This is a genomic window from Coprococcus sp. AF99-45 (genome assembly GCF_027663865.1).
GTDB lineage: Bacteria > Bacillota > Clostridia > Lachnospirales > Lachnospiraceae > Allocoprococcus > Allocoprococcus comes.
The window spans coordinates 169717-185697 of the sequence record NZ_JAQDGZ010000002.1; the positions used below are offsets into that span (position 1 = coordinate 169717).

Annotated in this window: 14 protein-coding genes and 1 pseudogene; 5 read left to right on the forward strand and 10 right to left on the reverse strand. The window is 43.2% G+C overall.

Annotated elements, in window-relative coordinates; translation table 11 throughout:
* The first annotated feature begins 196 nt into the window (after positions 1–196).
* Positions 197–967 carry a hypothetical protein gene (locus PGR14_RS02530; RefSeq protein ID WP_055261291.1) on the forward strand — a complete coding sequence of 257 codons (771 nt, stop codon included), beginning with the start codon at positions 197–199 and terminating at the stop codon, positions 965–967.
* Positions 968–1103: 136 nt separating this feature from the next.
* Here the strand turns inward: PGR14_RS02530 and PGR14_RS02535 are convergent.
* From PGR14_RS02535 to PGR14_RS02545, 3 genes and pseudogenes are all read right to left on the reverse strand, one after another.
* Positions 1104–1541: pseudogene (locus tag PGR14_RS02535) on the reverse strand (PD-(D/E)XK nuclease family transposase); the annotation flags it as partial.
* Positions 1542–1898: 357 nt separating this feature from the next.
* Complete coding sequence (locus tag PGR14_RS02540; RefSeq protein ID WP_055246586.1) at positions 1899–3236, reverse strand: CitMHS family transporter; 1338 nt, start codon at positions 3234–3236, stop codon at positions 1899–1901.
* Between the two features lie 182 nt (positions 3237–3418).
* The gene (locus tag PGR14_RS02545) at positions 3419–5092 is read right to left on the reverse strand and encodes an ATP-binding protein (protein ID WP_242859464.1); all 1674 of its coding nucleotides are present in this window, start codon (positions 5090–5092) and stop codon (positions 3419–3421) included.
* Here PGR14_RS02545 and PGR14_RS02550 point away from each other — a divergent pair.
* Entirely contained in the window at positions 4991–5293 is a 303-nt protein-coding gene (locus PGR14_RS02550; RefSeq protein WP_207642801.1) for a hypothetical protein, read from the forward strand. The two genes, PGR14_RS02545 and PGR14_RS02550, sit on opposite strands and share 102 nt — an antisense overlap.
* Positions 5294–5470: 177 nt before the next feature.
* Here the strand turns inward: PGR14_RS02550 and PGR14_RS02555 are convergent, their stop codons facing one another.
* Entirely contained in the window at positions 5471–6010 is a 540-nt protein-coding gene (locus PGR14_RS02555) for a beta-class carbonic anhydrase (protein ID WP_055246440.1), read from the reverse strand.
* Between the two features lie 94 nt (positions 6011–6104).
* A complete protein-coding gene (locus PGR14_RS02560) occupies positions 6105–6968 on the reverse strand; it encodes a LysR family transcriptional regulator (protein WP_055157515.1) in 864 nt (287 codons plus the stop codon).
* A 208-nt stretch (positions 6969–7176) separates the two neighbouring features.
* Between PGR14_RS02560 and PGR14_RS02565 the strand changes: the two genes are divergently transcribed.
* Both PGR14_RS02565 and PGR14_RS02570 read left to right on the forward strand, forming a co-directional pair.
* Positions 7177–7866, forward strand: coding sequence for a DUF6198 family protein (locus PGR14_RS02565; RefSeq protein WP_008371998.1), 690 nt, complete (start codon positions 7177–7179; stop codon positions 7864–7866).
* A gap of 174 nt (positions 7867–8040) precedes the next feature.
* Positions 8041–9300, forward strand: a complete 1260-nt coding sequence (locus tag PGR14_RS02570) for a dihydroorotase (RefSeq protein WP_270222912.1) — start codon at positions 8041–8043, stop codon at positions 9298–9300.
* A gap of 51 nt (positions 9301–9351) precedes the next feature.
* On the opposite strand, the gene PGR14_RS02575 is transcribed toward PGR14_RS02570, so the two are convergent.
* The 4 genes from PGR14_RS02575 to PGR14_RS02590 all read right to left on the reverse strand — a co-directional run bounded on the left by PGR14_RS02575 (position 9352) and on the right by PGR14_RS02590 (position 12585).
* The gene (locus tag PGR14_RS02575; RefSeq protein WP_173689950.1) at positions 9352–11040 is read right to left on the reverse strand and encodes a Na/Pi cotransporter family protein; all 1689 of its coding nucleotides are present in this window, start codon (positions 11038–11040) and stop codon (positions 9352–9354) included.
* 123 nt (positions 11041–11163) lie between these two features.
* Positions 11164–11373, reverse strand: coding sequence for a hypothetical protein (locus tag PGR14_RS02580; RefSeq protein ID WP_270222913.1), 210 nt, complete (start codon positions 11371–11373; stop codon positions 11164–11166).
* Positions 11374–11473: 100 nt separating this feature from the next.
* Positions 11474–12019, reverse strand: coding sequence for a chromate transporter (locus PGR14_RS02585; protein ID WP_008372007.1), 546 nt, complete (start codon positions 12017–12019; stop codon positions 11474–11476).
* On the reverse strand, positions 12016–12585 hold the full coding sequence (locus PGR14_RS02590; RefSeq protein ID WP_270222914.1) for a chromate transporter: 570 nt from the start codon (positions 12583–12585) through the stop codon (positions 12016–12018). Before PGR14_RS02590 ends, PGR14_RS02585 begins: the two co-directional genes overlap by 4 nt.
* 101 nt (positions 12586–12686) lie before the next feature.
* Here PGR14_RS02590 and PGR14_RS02595 point away from each other — a divergent pair, with 101 nt between their 5' ends.
* Positions 12687–13619: a LysR family transcriptional regulator gene (locus tag PGR14_RS02595; RefSeq protein WP_270222915.1), complete on the forward strand. Its 933-nt coding sequence runs from the start codon at positions 12687–12689 to the stop codon at positions 13617–13619.
* Between the two features lie 41 nt (positions 13620–13660).
* Here the strand turns inward: PGR14_RS02595 and PGR14_RS02600 are convergent, their stop codons facing one another.
* Positions 13661–15979, reverse strand: a complete 2319-nt coding sequence (locus tag PGR14_RS02600) for an ABC transporter permease (RefSeq protein ID WP_270222916.1) — start codon at positions 15977–15979, stop codon at positions 13661–13663.
* Positions 15980–15981: the final 2 nt, after the last annotated feature.

Consider the following 15981-nt stretch of genomic DNA (forward strand, 5'->3'; position numbering starts at 1 on the left):
TTCTGTCCTCATTTATTTTTTCATACAGATTTATTCTACCATAGAATGATGTCCCCTACCACTCTTTCTCTTTCCATCTTTGCTACATTAACCCATTTTCAATTTCTCAGATTTCACAATTATCTCACTATTTATTTGACACAGACTGTCAAAACAGTTACCATACACTTATGCACAAGGAGGGTGTATTTGTTTTATGAATAATAAAAAAAATATAGACGACTATTTTGATGACAACTTTGAAGTAACTTATACAGGCGATCTCCCGTCGATCCCTGTGGGGCAGGATGATTATGACGACCGGTATGACGACACAGACTACCTTAACGATTATGAAACTGACGACTACTACGATGAAACAGACAGGCTTGCTCCTGATTATGACGATGATTATGAAGAAGAGGATTCTTATTATGACCGCCAAAGACCAGCCAGACGGACAGAACGGAGAAATTCCCGCAGACGTCCCGATTCCTCTTCCGAAGAACTGGCAGCTCCAATTCGGAATATTGCCCGCACCGGAAGTACTGTCGCTGAGAAACTGACCACTTTCATCCTTCGCCCGGCACCGGTTCTGATGTCCGCCATCATCCTGGCGATTACCTTTTTTTCATTCTGGAATCAGCTGTCTGATTATGGAGATATCAATACACTGACATCCAATCCAGATCTTACTCTGATTGCTTATCTGGCTGTCGGAGCGGTTATGCTGATCTGGATGCTGTCTACGTTCTTTTTCACATTAAGTGGCATCCGACACGGAACCGGACGCGGACTTACTTATTTTGTCCTGGTATATGTTCTGTCCTACCTCTTCAGTCTAGCCGCAGCTGCAATTCCTGCTGATGTTCAGTTACTGACCGGTATCAGAGGCGGTATCCTGGTATTTGGTTCCCTTTATCCGACATACTTTCCATTCTGTGTCGTTGGAATCATTACCTGTATCCTGCGAAAGATTTTGAAGTAAAACATTCCTCATACTAAGGCATATGCCTTAGGGCATCCTCATATGGTGTTTTGCTTTATAAGTGAACAACAACTAATTACATGCGAAAAAAGAGTAAGTCAAATCACTCATCTATCTGATTTGACTTACTCTTTTCTTACTTTTGTTTCATTCCTGATGTGTTTTCCAACTTTTGTACTATTTTTTCTATATCATATTCCGGTGCATAGGTATTGGCAATATCATAGATTCTCTGTATCGTCAAGACATCCTCTTCCAGAAAATCTGCAATTTCCTCTGCTGACATCCCTTTTTGCAATTTTTTTATAACAATTGAAACTAATGCTTCCCTGTACCCTTCTTTACGTCCTTCTTCACGACCTTCTCGTATCCCAATTATTTTTGCACTTTTCATAAACGAATTATGATCCCACAAAATTTTTTGTCTTTCTTCGTATTCTCTTCTTTTTCTTTCATCTGCACTCATCTTCTCCAGACATTCATAAGCTTCTTTAATATATTCATTTTGCTCTGCCATCTTTGCAAAATCCTTTCTGTTCTTTCCGCTCATAAATCGCATCCACTGGATGATCCCAGTTTCATTCTGACTTTTCTACTATAAATATTTTAACATACTGTCATCCTTTGTAAAGGCAAACTCCCATACTTCTATATTTTCTTTTGCTTTGTTCATTGTCGGGAGTTTACTCGAAAATTGAGCACCGAAAATGAGATACCTTCTGATTATGGTTAATTAGATACTTTTTCGATTTTAGAAATAAATCGAAGTAAAATAACTCTATCACATTTTCCTGAAATCTTATACCCTGCATAACATTTTCGAGCACTTTCGTTGCATTTCAATCATCAGACCATTTTATATGCATATCCAAAAAAATCCCGTACTCCATGTACAAATCACATGAAATACAGGATCTTTTTATTTATCTAACTAGAATTTGATAACTCCAAGAATTATACCTGAGATCAGACAGATAATACTTACACCCCAGATCCAGAAGAAACTGTTCTTGATGTGATCTTTGATCTCCACACCGGCAAGTCCGGTTCCAAGGAAAGTAGCAGGAACAACCGGGCTGATGAAAGTTGCACAGTTACGGCAAACAACCATTGCAATGGCAATATGTGCCGGATTTACACCGAATTCGTTTCCGATTCCGATCAGTACCGGAAGCATTCCGAAGAAGAAGGAATCGGTATCAAACATCAGTGTAAGCGGTACAGCTACCAGACCTACGATAAGCGGTAAAAATCTTCCCATAGACTGTGGAACTACGTTTGCAAGTACGTTAGCCATATGAGTCATGATCTCTGTTTGCTGCATCACTCCAAAGAATACACCTGCACAAAGAATCGTAGATGCCATGGTAAGTGCCGGACCTGCATGGGATTTAATAATCTTACCCTGCATTTTTGCACCCGGGTAGTTTACAAAAAGTGCTACTGCACATCCTACCATAAAGATATAGTAAGACGGTACCTTTGCAAGAACCAGGTTTACGATCACTACCAGTGTTACGATTACATTGAATACAAAGAGTTTCGGTCTTGCAAGCTCATTCTTTTCATCATCTGTTACGGCTTCATCTTCAATTCCGCCATACTCGATCTTTTCTGCTGAAGAAGTGCCCGCACCTCTCTTCTTTTCGATATTTCCCCAGATAAATGCTGTTCCAAGTGCAATAAAAATACCTACAACCTGCATTGGAATGATCTGTTTCCACAGTGCATTTGGTTCAATTCCAAGGACAGTAGCCGCACGCATTGTCGGTCCGCCCCATGGCAGAAGGTTCATTACACCCATTGCAGATACACAGACGAGCATCAGAGTTGTCGGTCTCATATTCAGACGTTTGTAAACCGGGAGCATTGCCGGAATTGTGATCAGGAATGTAGAGGCACCGCCTCCATCCAGATGTCCGATCATAGCAATGATACAGGTCATCATGGCAACACCGACTACATTACTTCCGACTTTCTTCATCAATGCATTGATGATCTTGTCGAACATTCCTACATCTGTCATAATTCCAAAGAAAAGTACAGAGAAGATAAACAGCGATGCAGTACCATGTACTCCGGCTACACCGGCTGTTACAAATTCCCCCATTTCTTCAATCGTAAATGTTCCGGTTGCTACAAGGATCGCACCTGTTACAGTTGATACACTGACAAATGCAAGAGCCGGTACCGTTACATTTCTTAAGAGCAACGCAATCACAATAATGATGGTTGCAAATCCCAATAAGGCAAGCATTGCTTCACTCATGGCATTTTCTCCTTCCTTTTGTACGGGTACTTTTTCGTACCATTTATTTGATGATTCCATTATAAAAACCCAACCTTACACTCTTACAGATTCCTCCTTACATTTTGTTAAGGTAAATCTTTAAAAGTATTAAGGTTGGGTTTGTCTTATCTTACACCTTACAGATATCTGCGTCTTTTTTCTTATACCGGCTGGCTGGCACAATTCCGAATTGCCTCGAGAATTGCGGTATCCGATACCGGTTTTTCTACATATCCGTCAATGATTCCTTTCTGCCGGGCCTCTGCCACCTCACGGCTGACTCCATCAATAATAATAAGCTTCAGCATGTCCGGATATCTGCCTGCAAGCGACATACAGAAATCCACTCCACTGCAATCCTCCATCGTCTCGTCTACTACCAGCACATCTGCCTCCTGCTGTTCCAGACATTTTTGCAGTTCTTCTCTTTTCATACAGGTCTGAATCTGGATCCCGATCTTCTCAAAATTCTTTTTCAGCAGCTGCAATACCTTTGCATTGTCATCTGCCACCACGATCCGATAATCCTTTCTGGGAATATTCTGCACAATCTGTGGCATATGCTCTGTATCCAGTACCGGAAGGTAGATATGAAAGGTACTTCCTTCTCCTTTTTTGCTCTCTGCATAAATATATCCCTTATGTGAAGTAATAATCTGCTCCGCAAGTGCCAGTCCAAGTCCGGTACCCTCTCCCCCTTTTTTCGTTGTAAAAAATGGATCAAAAATCTGACGCAGCGTCTCTTTATCCATTCCACACCCATTATCTTTCACCTGGATATGGATATACTTTTTCCATACATCCGAAAGCTTTTCAATCACTCCCTGAGCCAGTTTTTCTTTTTCTTCTGAATGGCAGGATATTCTGATATTTCCTTGATTTTTTCCAATCGCATGCACCGCATTAACGCAGACATTTAAAAGCACCTGGTTCAGCTGTGTCGCATTTCCAAGGATCATTTCATCATCTACCCGAAACTCACTTTCCATATGGATCAGAGGCGTGCAGACAGATTCCATCATCCTTTCTGCACGCGTCATGAATTTCTTTATCGAAATATTTTTATAAACGGTCTCTACATTCTTTCGACTTAGGGACGAAATCTGGCGCACTACATCCTTTGCTTTTTCCGAAGCCTCATAAATTTCTTTTGCACTGTCCTGTTCTTCTGATCCTTCCGGAAGTTCCATCATCAGAAGCTCTGCATATCCCATGATCGGAGTCAGAAAATTATTGAATTCATGTGCGATACCACCTGTCATAGTTCCCATGATCTGAAGTCTTTGCTGATGTGCGATACTCTGCTCACTCCGATGCATTTTTTCCAACTGCTCATTCAGTTCTTTCAGATCATTGATCTCCCGCACAGCTCTTCTCATATCACGCATCACTCTGCCAAATAAGACAACCGCAATACCGGCAGCCAACAAAATACCAACAAAAATACATACCATTTTCAAGAAACCTTCAGCTATCGGTTCGTACAGATCATCGTAGTCGATCACCGCACTGACTACCCAGAAGCTGTCTCCGATCTGAACCGGAGAATATGCACTGATTTTCTGTACTCTCGGACGTTCTTCATTTGTCCACCAATACGAATAATAATGAGAAATACCTTCTTTTCTCTTCTTCTGATCCTCAATCATCTTCTCCAGACTGGAGTAATCCAGATCCGGATACATTTTCTTCCTTCCTGCAATAACCGGAATTCCCCACTGTTCTTTCTTCGGATGCATGATGATCGTTCCTTCTGCATCTTTGACTACAATGTATCCATTCGTTCCGATGTGAATTCCCGAAATCAGGAAGTTGGGCAGAGCTATGGTGTAGATGCACTCAGTACTGCACTTACTATGGTAATCGGTAAAAATCTTGCTCTTATGGTAAGCCCTCTGGTTCCCGCCACCTATCTGGCAACCGGTCTTGCCAATGTTGAACTGAAAGATCATATGAAGTTCAGTATTCCGTGGTACTGGGCAATCAGTGTGATTATGATCGTTATTGGTGTGATTCTTCAGATTATACCACTGTAAATGAATAGGAAGTTCCTTCGGAATTTCCTATGAAATGAAAAGAAGGGAAACCGCAAGCGGCTCCCCTATATAGTAACAGCTATTTATATGACAGCCGTCAGCTATTGTAGTTGGCGGCTATTTCCATTTACCCTTGAAAATCTCATAACAAAGACCTACAAGGCAACTTTGTTTTCCTTACACTTCCGTAAGCTCTCCGGTCTCCGAATCCATAATGAATCCCTTGATCTCAATATCCTTCGGCATCAATGGATGTGTCTTCAGTGTATGCACAGTCTCTTCTACCGACTTCTCCACCGATTCAAATCCACCCAGCCATTTTTCCAGATCAATTCCACTGTGTCTTACAATATCAATATGTTCTTTGTCGATTCCGCGCTCTACCAGTTCTCCTAACAGTTCATTTCCATCCATTCCCTGCACACCGCAATCCGTATGTCCAATGACCATAACCTGCTCCACACCAAGCTCCAGAATGGCAACCAGAAGGCTTCTGACCACACTTCCGTATGGATGTGTAATGACTCCGCCTGCATTCTTGATGATCTTTGCATCTCCGTTTTTCAGTCCCAGCGCCGCCGGAAGAAGCTCTGTCAGACGGGTATCCATACAGGTCAGTACGGCAAGCTTTTTGTTCGGGTACTTGCTGGTCAGGTACGGCTCATAGCCTTTATTTTCCACGAATTTCTTATTATACTCTACAATCTGTTCTATCATCCTGTGTAACCTCCCATTTGATTTTCACAACGATATTTCATAAAACAGATTATAGACTTTTTTTCTCTGTAAGTGCAAGGATTCTTAATGAATTTTAATGATGTTTTTTCTTCCAGTACTGAAAAAATGCCTCCTCCTGCTCTGAGCGGATTCCATACTTTCTTCTCGCAATGTAGAATTTGGAATTCCACCCTGAAGTCTTCACCGGAATCGTCACCACATTATGCAACCGCACGATATCCATATACGGCAATACGGAAATCCCGAACCCATTCTCCACAAGTCCTGTGATAACTTCAATCTCTTCCGCAGCACATACCGGCTTTACCTTAATTCCTTCTTCTGCAAAAATCTGCTCCTGCAGAGTACGAAAACCGCTGGTCTTGGAAAACATGATCTGTGGGTATCCGGCTGTCTCTTTCAGACTGATCCGTTCTCTATTTTCAAGCGGATGTCCCTTCGGAACCACTACTGCGATATATGAATCCCGAATCGGATAATATTCGATCTCATCCGATTTCAAAAGATCCGAACAAAAGCCGATATCATATTTTCCATCCAAAAGTCCTTCTGCAATCTCCGGTGTCATCCGATTGTAGATGATAAATGGAAATGTCGCCCCAAACTCTTTCAGCATATGTGGAATCGTCCCCGGTGCCAGAGGATACACACTGCCGATCCGCACCGTTTTCTCTTCCGTCCGAAGTCCTGCCGCCCGCTCTTCCAGACGAAGATACGCTCCCAGAATTTCATCCACATCCTTCATCAGCTCTTTGCCGTAATGACTCAGGCTCACATTTCGCCCTTCTTTTTGAAACAGCGGAACTCCGTACTCTTCTTCCAGCGACTTGATCGCATGACTGAGTCCCGGCTGTGAAATATTCAGTGCCTTTGCCGCCTTTCCGTAATGCTGGATTTTTGCCAGCTCTGAAAAATATTTTAAATATTCGATATTCATATATTCCCTCTTTTATCTTCCGCAGTCATCTTATTTTTCAAAATCAACTCTTTACTCTCCATTATCTTAGCATATTTCATTCTATTTTAGAATCAGTTCATTCAAAATAATCATTTGTTTTTATCAGTTTTCTTCATTATAATGAGAAACAGATTAAATATAAAATTTTTGTAAATTATTATCTATCAGGAAAGAAGGATTTGTACCTATGAATAAAAAAAAATTTCATCTGGCCGGAGAAGTCGCTCTGCTCATCGTCCTGCTGATCAATTCACTCGGCGTGGATCTGATGTCAAAAAGCGGATTCGGGATCTCAACGATCTCCTCAGTGCCGCTTGTATTTAACATCGCCTTCCCGGTGTTCAGTTTCGGAACATGGAATTATATTTTCCAGACACTGCTTGTCATTACACTGATGATCCTCAAGCGTTCATTCTGCCCCGGCTACCTTTTCTCTTTCGTAGTCGGGATCGGATTTGGAAAAATGATCGACGTACACAACGCATGGATCCAGGCTCTGCCGAACTCCCTGCCTCTTCACACGATTTATTTCCTGGCAGGATTCTTACTGGTGTGCTTCGGTATCTGCCTTGCCAACAACTGTATGCTTCCAATCATCCCGACAGATATCTTCCCTCGCGATCTGTCCGGTATTGTAAAAAAGAACTATAAAATCGTTAAGACAACCTTCGATCTCACCTGTCTGACGACTACTGTGGTTCTTTCCCTTGCAATCCTCCACGGATTCTACGGCATCGGAATCGGCACTGTCTTCTGTGCATTCCTGACTGGAAAAACCGTTTCCGCCATCCAGAGTTTTCTTGGAAAACACGTGGAATTCTACCGTGCAACTGGGAAAAAGAGAGTTGCTCTTGAAAAGAATATGAGACATGCATAAAAGAAAAAAGATTTCAATTTTGATACATACCAGATCGGATACATCAAAACTGAAATCTTTTTTGGATTCTGTAGCCAGTCTTATTTTCTCAACTTCTCCTGTCGCATTGACAAACCTTTTTCCCATCCCGTATACTAGAAGCAAACTAATATCCTGCAAGGAGGCTTAACTACTATGATTATCAAAAACGGACTTGTCATCGATCCTGCTTCCGGACTTTCCAAAAAAATGGATCTTCTGATTGAAGATGGCATCATCAAAGAAATGGCATCCCTGATTACAAAAGAAGGAGAGGAAGTCCTTGACGCAGCCGGGCTTGTGGTTGCACCGGGACTGATTGACACCCACGTTCATTTCCGTGATCCGGGATTTACTTATAAAGAAACCATCCACACCGGCGCACTTGCCTCTGCAAAAGGCGGTTTTACTTCCGTGATCTGCATGGCAAATACTTCCCCGACTGTGGACTCTGTTCCGGTTCTCAAAGACAACCTTTCGCGTGCTTCCAAAGAAAAGATCCGTATCTTCCAGGCTGCTTCGATTTCCTGCAACCTGAAAGGGCAGGAAGAAACCGATATGGACGCCTTAAAAGAAGCAGGCGCATGTGGATTTACCGATGACGGGATCCCACTTCTAAACGCAGAATTCTGCTTCCACGCAATGGAAAAGGCGGCAAAGCTTAACGTACCGGTCAGCCTTCACGAAGAAGATCCTTCTTTCATCCGCAACAACGGAATCAGCCACGGAAAGGTATCCGATGCGCTTGGCATCTACGGTTCTCCTTCCATTGCAGAAGAATCTCTGGTTGCAAGAGACTGCATGCTGGCACTGAAATCCGGCGCCGATGTTGTGATCCAGCATATCAGCTCCGGTATCTCTGTCGATCTGGTTCGTACTTATAAGAAAATGGGTGCAAAACTTCACGCCGAAGCCACACCGCATCATTTTACACTGACGGAAGACGCAGTCCTTGAGCATGGAACACTTGCGAAAATGAATCCGCCGCTCCGTACCGAAAAGGACCGTCAGGCGATTATTCAGGGACTTGCAGATGGAACCATCGACTTGATTGCCACCGACCATGCACCGCACAGCAAAGAAGAAAAAGCAAAACCAATCACCGAAGCTCCAAGCGGAATCATCGGTCTGGAGACTTCCCTTGCCCTTGGCATCACAAGCCTTGTAAGACCGGGACATTTATCTCTTATTCAGCTTCTGGAAAAGATGACCATCAATCCGGCAAAGCTTTACCACCTTCCATACGGACAGCTCGCCGAAGGAAAGGCAGCTGACCTTGTGATCTTCGATGAAAACGAATGTTGGACTCCAACCGAGTATGCATCCCTTTCATCCAACTCACCATTTACCGGAACGCCTATGTATGGCAAAGTGAAGTATACGATCTGTGGTGGGGAAATCGTATATCATGATTAAAAAAATCCACGGACTTTGAATCTTCTAAAGTCCGTGGATTTTTCCATCTTCTTATTTTTCTTCCAGCATAAAGTATTTCATACTTGTTCCGCTTTCCGCCACATCCGCAAGATTGATACAACTGTTTCCCATACGGTCGATCAGATGCAGGATATTGGTAAACGGAGCAGTAAGGCTTGCCTTACATTTTCCTTTATTGACACGCTCAATATGCGCTTTCCGCATCTTGATATCCAGATCCAGAAGCTTATCCTTTCGCTTCATCATCTTGCCTGGTTCGATACCATCATCTCCCTGCAGTGCCTTCAGAGAATCACAGAACATCTTATTCAGTACCTTCAAACTCTTCTGCAGCTCATCCATCGCTTCCGGTGTATATTTATACTTCCGGTCTGATCTTTCCAACATACATTCTGCCATTTCCACACTTAAGGTTCCCATACGTTCCACATCGCTGAGTACACACATGAGGCTCGCCGTCTGCGCTGCCTGCTGCTCGGTCAATGAACCCGAAGAAAACAAAGCTGCAAGATATTCGGTAATACACTTTCCAAGACGTTCAACCTGTTCTCCGTTTTCTTTCAGACCGTCAATGGATTTCACTTCTTCATTTTTCACAAGCTCAATCGTTTTCTTCAGAATATCTCTTACCTGGTCACTCATACGGAAAATCTCTTTTGCCACAAGCTGCAGCGCTGCTGCCGGCTGACTGATGATATTTTCATCCAGATAAATCGGGCTGCCTGGATCTTCAACACCTTTTTTGCCATCTGGGATCAGTGTCATGACAATCTTCACCATCAGTTTAATCAGGCATACCCAGATCAGTGTCATTGTGATGTTAAATACAGTATGTGCATTTGCAATCTGTCTGGAAATCACTTCAATCTCCGGACCTTTCGGCGAAATGTTCTGGATCAGTGCCGCAAATGGTTTTACGAACCAGATAAACAAAACGCAGCCGGAAATATTAAAAATGCAATGCGCCACAGCGGTTCTCTTCGCATCTTTTGACTGTCCGATACTGGCAAGGAGTGCTGTGATCGTTGTACCGATATTATCACCTAAAAGAATCGGGATTGCTCCTGCAAGCCCAAGTATACTCGTAACCCCGTCCGGTCCCGGCTGGGAAGCGAAGTTCTGCAAGACTGCGATCGTTGCACTACTGCTCTGTACAACCAGCGTCATAAATGTACCAACTGCCACACCAAGTACCGGAATATGTGCAACCCGTCCGATCAAGTCTGTGAATACCGGACTGGATGCCAATGGTTTCATGACATCTCCCATTGTTTCAATTCCAAGGAACAAAAGACCAAAGGCAAAAATCGTCTGGCCGATACTTTTTACTTTCTCTGATTTTGTTACAAATGAAATCAGAAATCCTATAAAAATAATCACATAAATATAGTCACTGATCTTAAACGCAATAATCTGCGCTGTCATGGTTGTACCAATATTTGCACCAAAAATGATGGAAATTGCCTGTGGCAGGTTCATCAGTCCCGCACTTACGAAACCGATCGCCATAACTGTCGTCGCACTGCTGCTCTGGAGTACCGCGGTTGTGAGCGCACCGGCAAGCACACCCAGAAGCGGATTCTTCGTCAGAAGTGCAAGAATGCTTTTCATTTTATCGCCCGCCGCCTTTTGCAGACATTCACTCATCATATTCATTCCATAGATAAAAACTGCCAGACCGCCAAGCAGTCCAAAAATGATCTGAATTTTCTCGTTCATATTAATTCCTCTCTCAATTTACCCTGTGTTTGTTAATATCTTTTAAACTTACTTTTTACAATGATGTCTTCCCTTTCAGCTCATTTTCCATTTTATCTGTGGTCTATGCAATTCCAATCAAATCTATGTTAAGTTTAGGTTAAATTTTCTTTCTTCTATCATTTTTTCTTTTCCATGATCATAGTTATGTAAAATCGCATTCTCGCGCCGAGCGCGTTGCTGAGCGCCGGTGGCGCTCGTTAAGCAACGACCGAAGCGGAGCGTAGAGCGCTTGCGACATTCTTCATCTTCGTGCGATTGCTCATCTCCGGCACGCAGTGCCTTTTGTTTCATAGGAAGTTCCTTCGGAATTTCCTATGAAACAAAAAGAGAGTTACCCTCTTACAAATCTTCAAATTTGCAAAAGAATAACTCTCCTGTTCTATCTATAAATCTATCCAATCCCAAGCACACCATATCCAACTATTCCAAACACCGTCGCAAGAATGATCACCTTCGGTACTGACCAGTTCTTCTTCAATATCAGATAGAACATCACCACTCCGATCCCGCACCCAAACCAGTCAATCCTCGCATCCGGAAAATAATTTTCCTGCATCAGATCCAGAATCACCGCAAGGATCATTGCGATGCAGATCGGCTTGATCACATTTAACATACAGCTCATAATATCATTGCCACGGAACTTTGCGAAGCACACCGCTACGCCAAGCGCCAGCGTATAAGCTGGCATCAGCACGCCCATAACCGCTGCAATCCCACCCAGAACATCTGCAGTCTGCATCCCGGCAAAAGTCGCACAGTTAATCCCAAGCGGTCCCGGTGTCATTTCTGCGATAGCGATCAAGTTAGTCAGATCCTCCGCCGTCATCCAATGATTGACCTTCATCTCCTGCATAATAACCGGGATCATCGACATTCCGCCAAAGCTGGTAAATCCGATTTTCATAAACGCTGTAAAAAGTCTGAGATAGATCATGCCGTCTGTCCTCCTCTTGTCTTTTTCACCGCTCTTATAGAAAGCGCCAGTATCACTCCCGCTACGATCATCACCACATTACTGATATCCGTAAATACACAGAGCGCCAGTGCTAACGCACAGATCGGGATTGCTGATTTTCTGCGGAACGCTTCTTTCCCCAGTGAAAGTGCCGCACTTCCCATAATCGGAACTACCGCACAGCGGATTCCGCGAAGTGCCGCATAGCACCAGACATTACTATTCAGCACCTTATAAAATGCAGTAACAAACGACAGGATCAGAACCGCCGGACAGGTCATTCCGAGTACTGCACAGACACCTCCGAACCAGCCACCTACATAATAGCCAAACAGCATACTGATATTGGTGATCATAATTCCGGGAACTGACTTTCCAACTGCAACCATATCCAGCAGTTCCTCTTTTGTGATCAGCTTCCGTTTATCTACAAACTCCTGCTCCATCTGCGCCAGAATACTCCATCCGCCTCCAAATGTAAAACATCCTATCTTAAAGAAAAATGCAAACAGCATCAGTCCATTTTTGATTCTCTCTTTACGCATCTCTTCTTCCTCCTGTTTCTTTACTTTATCATCTCTATTGACATTAGTAAAATATATGTTTTATTATAAAAAATATAGTTTAAACCTATGGAGGATTTTTTATGAACTGGAATCAGCTGCAATATGTTATCACCATTGCCGAAGAAAAAAGTATCACCAAAGCGGCGCAGAAGCTTTATATTTCCCAGCCTTCCCTTTCCTTAAGCATTCAGGCTCTGGAAAAAGAAACCGGAACCTCTCTTTTTGAGCGGAATCGTGGCGAGATGAAGCTTACCTATGCGGGCTCCCTTTTCTATGAATGGGCAGTTTCCACCCTCCACTCTCATACTCAGTTAGAATGGAAGCTTGGTGATATCGTTTCCGGTTCCCGGACGCTGATCCGGCTGGGCCTCAGTCCCCACCGAAGTGAACGGCTTCTGGCACCGGTTCTGGAACGCTTTTATTCCATGTATGAGAACTGTGATATCCAGATCATTGAGCAGCCGACTTACATCCTGCGTCAGATGCTGGAAGAAGACAAGCTGGATCTGATTCTCGATATTTCCAGCCCAGATACTATCAATTTTGAGAGTGAGCTTCTGGTAAAGGAAAGTTTTGTCCTGGCAATTCCTGACTCTCTGTGTCCTTTTTCCGATCCATCACCAAAAAAGGAGGGCATCTCTGCCACTCCTCAAATTCATTTACCTGCGTTATCTGCAGTTCCATTTATTCTGCTTTCAGAAGATCACGATCTCGGAAAGATCAGCCGGAAGATCTGCGATACTGCTGCCTTCCATCCAAATATCCGCTGCATCTGCACCAGCAGTAATACTGCCTTTTCTCTTGCAAGACGAGGGATGGGGATTGCCTTTCTTCCTGAAATTTATGCACGGACTACTTCCTTTCCGGACATTCATTTCTTTATCCCGGATCACTTTCATGACACCAGGGATATCTGTGCCGTCTACCGGAAAAACATTTATCATCATGCACAGTTTCAGGCGCTTCTTGCTCTCCTCCGCGAGATCGTTCCGGCAATCTACAGGGCAGCTTAGTCTGCCCTGATCCGTACCTTAATTCTCTTATTTTCTGCCTCTTACTCTACATTTTTCAGTGCCTCATCCATCGGCACATGTTTAATCCTTCGATATTCTAACATTGCCACAACTGCATAGGTTCCGATTCCGATTAGGAACATTTCCACATAGATCTTCGGATCGATCCAAAGTGCGATCCAGCCGGAAATACTGGTCAGCATCATTTCCCGGAACAGCACATTCATAACTGCTTTCTCAATCGGCAGGCTGAGAAGCAGACAGATGATCACCACGATCGTCGTCGACCAGATATAAAGCCTGCTGATCTCTCCATTGGTATATCCCAGGATCTTCGTCATGGAAATAGCCTGTGCATTTTTCTCAATAATGATCTTGGATAACAGATAGATCACAACCATATAAATACCGATTGCAAATGCGTTGACCATCCCCATCATATTTCCCATAGATACATCCAGCTGTCTTGAAATCTTTGTCAGTGCTTCCAGATCAAGCACCGAACCGATGTATTTTCCGTCAATATCCTTGATCTTCGAATTGGAAAAATATCCACTGAAATAATCGTTTCCCAGATCAAAGGTATCATTCAACTTCTCCTGTGGCATAAAGACACAGATTCCACCGCTGTATTTGTAGATTCCTTTAACCTTGAATGTATACTTTGTCTTTTCATATTTTTCTTTCAACGTGATCGAGTCGCCCGGCTTCAACAGAAACTTCTCTGCATAGGCACTGGAAATATAGACACCGTCACCGTCCTCCAGATCTGCATCGATATATTTACTGTCCGGTTTGATTCCATACAGGATCACTTCATCTGTCTTATATTTGCTTGGCAATGTTTCCAATGAGTAAGCGCTGAACGCTTCCGCATCTTCATTTTCCGTCTTTGTTCCATAAGAGAACTGTAAAAGCTCCAGCATACTGTCCAGTTTGTTTCCGCTCATCGCACTTACCGGAACCTCCAGCATATACTGGTATTTTGCAAGCATATTGCTCTGGATATCCTGCTGATAGTGCGAAAGTACTGACGGCAGCAAAAGTCCAAAGAATAAAAGCAGATTCGCAAATATGATTCCAATAAAAAGTACAATGTAATTGCTCATATTCTGGAAGATTACACGGAGCCGGAATCGATGGAAGATTCCAAGCTTCGGACTTAGCCGGACTGCTCTTTTCCGCCTACTTCCAGAAAGATCTCTTCTCAGAAATTTCAGCGGTGAAAGCCTCAGCTTGTAACGAAGGATTCCATAGTTGACTACCAGCATGATCAGCACCGGAACCACCGTTGTCATCCAGAAAGCCTCTGCATTCCATACTGTCACATAGGTCGGCAGACTATAGCTTCCATAATACATCCCCGCACATACTTTTTTCAGTGCTGTATAACCCAGAATATTTCCGATCACCGCACCGATCAGCGTGACGATCACCGGAAGTGCCATGTAATGTCCGATCAGTTCTTTTCTTGTATACCCAGAAGCCCGCAGAGTTCCGATCACGCCTGCTTCTTTCCGGATTGTATTGCTGATCGTGATTCCAAATACAAACGCAATGATCACAATGATCATATAGAGGAGCATTGTGATCATTGCACGGTCACTCCCCATATCATCACCGGTAAATGTAATTGCCTGGTTCAGATACTGTGGCACAAAAGACTCCAGAGTGACTTCTTCCCCCAGTGCTTCCATCAGATCTTCCGACATCTTTTTTTCCTGTTTTTCATTTTTCGGTTCTTTGTCATACACCCAGGAATAACTGTACTGAATCTTATCCTGATTCAGAGATTCAAACTCTTCCGGTGTTACAACCGATACCCCGAATTTGACTGCATCAAACATACTGTCATTGTTGTTCTGAAACAGACAGCTATAATCAGAAAGTGCTACAAATCCTGTGACTTTCCACTTTTGTGAACCACTTTTCAGTGTATCTCCGACAGAAATCTTATTATTGTCCGCATACATACGGTCAATTGCCATTTCTCCTGCTTTTTCAGGAAGCTTTCCTTCCATCAGGCACACCAGGTTGATCTCTTCCCTGTTTTTGAAAATACGCATGGTACTTCCATTATCCAGTGCCTCTTCCAGATAAAAGTTTTCATACAGTGTCACACCATTTTTCTCAATGTTTTCCTGTTGTGCTTTGGTAATTTTTTTCTTTACCCGGAAATTTCCATCTTCAATCTTGTATTTCTCAAAGCCTTCATTATATGCTTTTATCATGCTTCCGTCAGCAACCAGAAAGCCGGATACAAACCCAATCGTTGCAATCATAAGGATCAGAACCACCAGGTATTTTCCAATTTCTCCCTTCAGTTCTCTCGGAAGCCGTTTTCTCAACGGACTCTTCATAA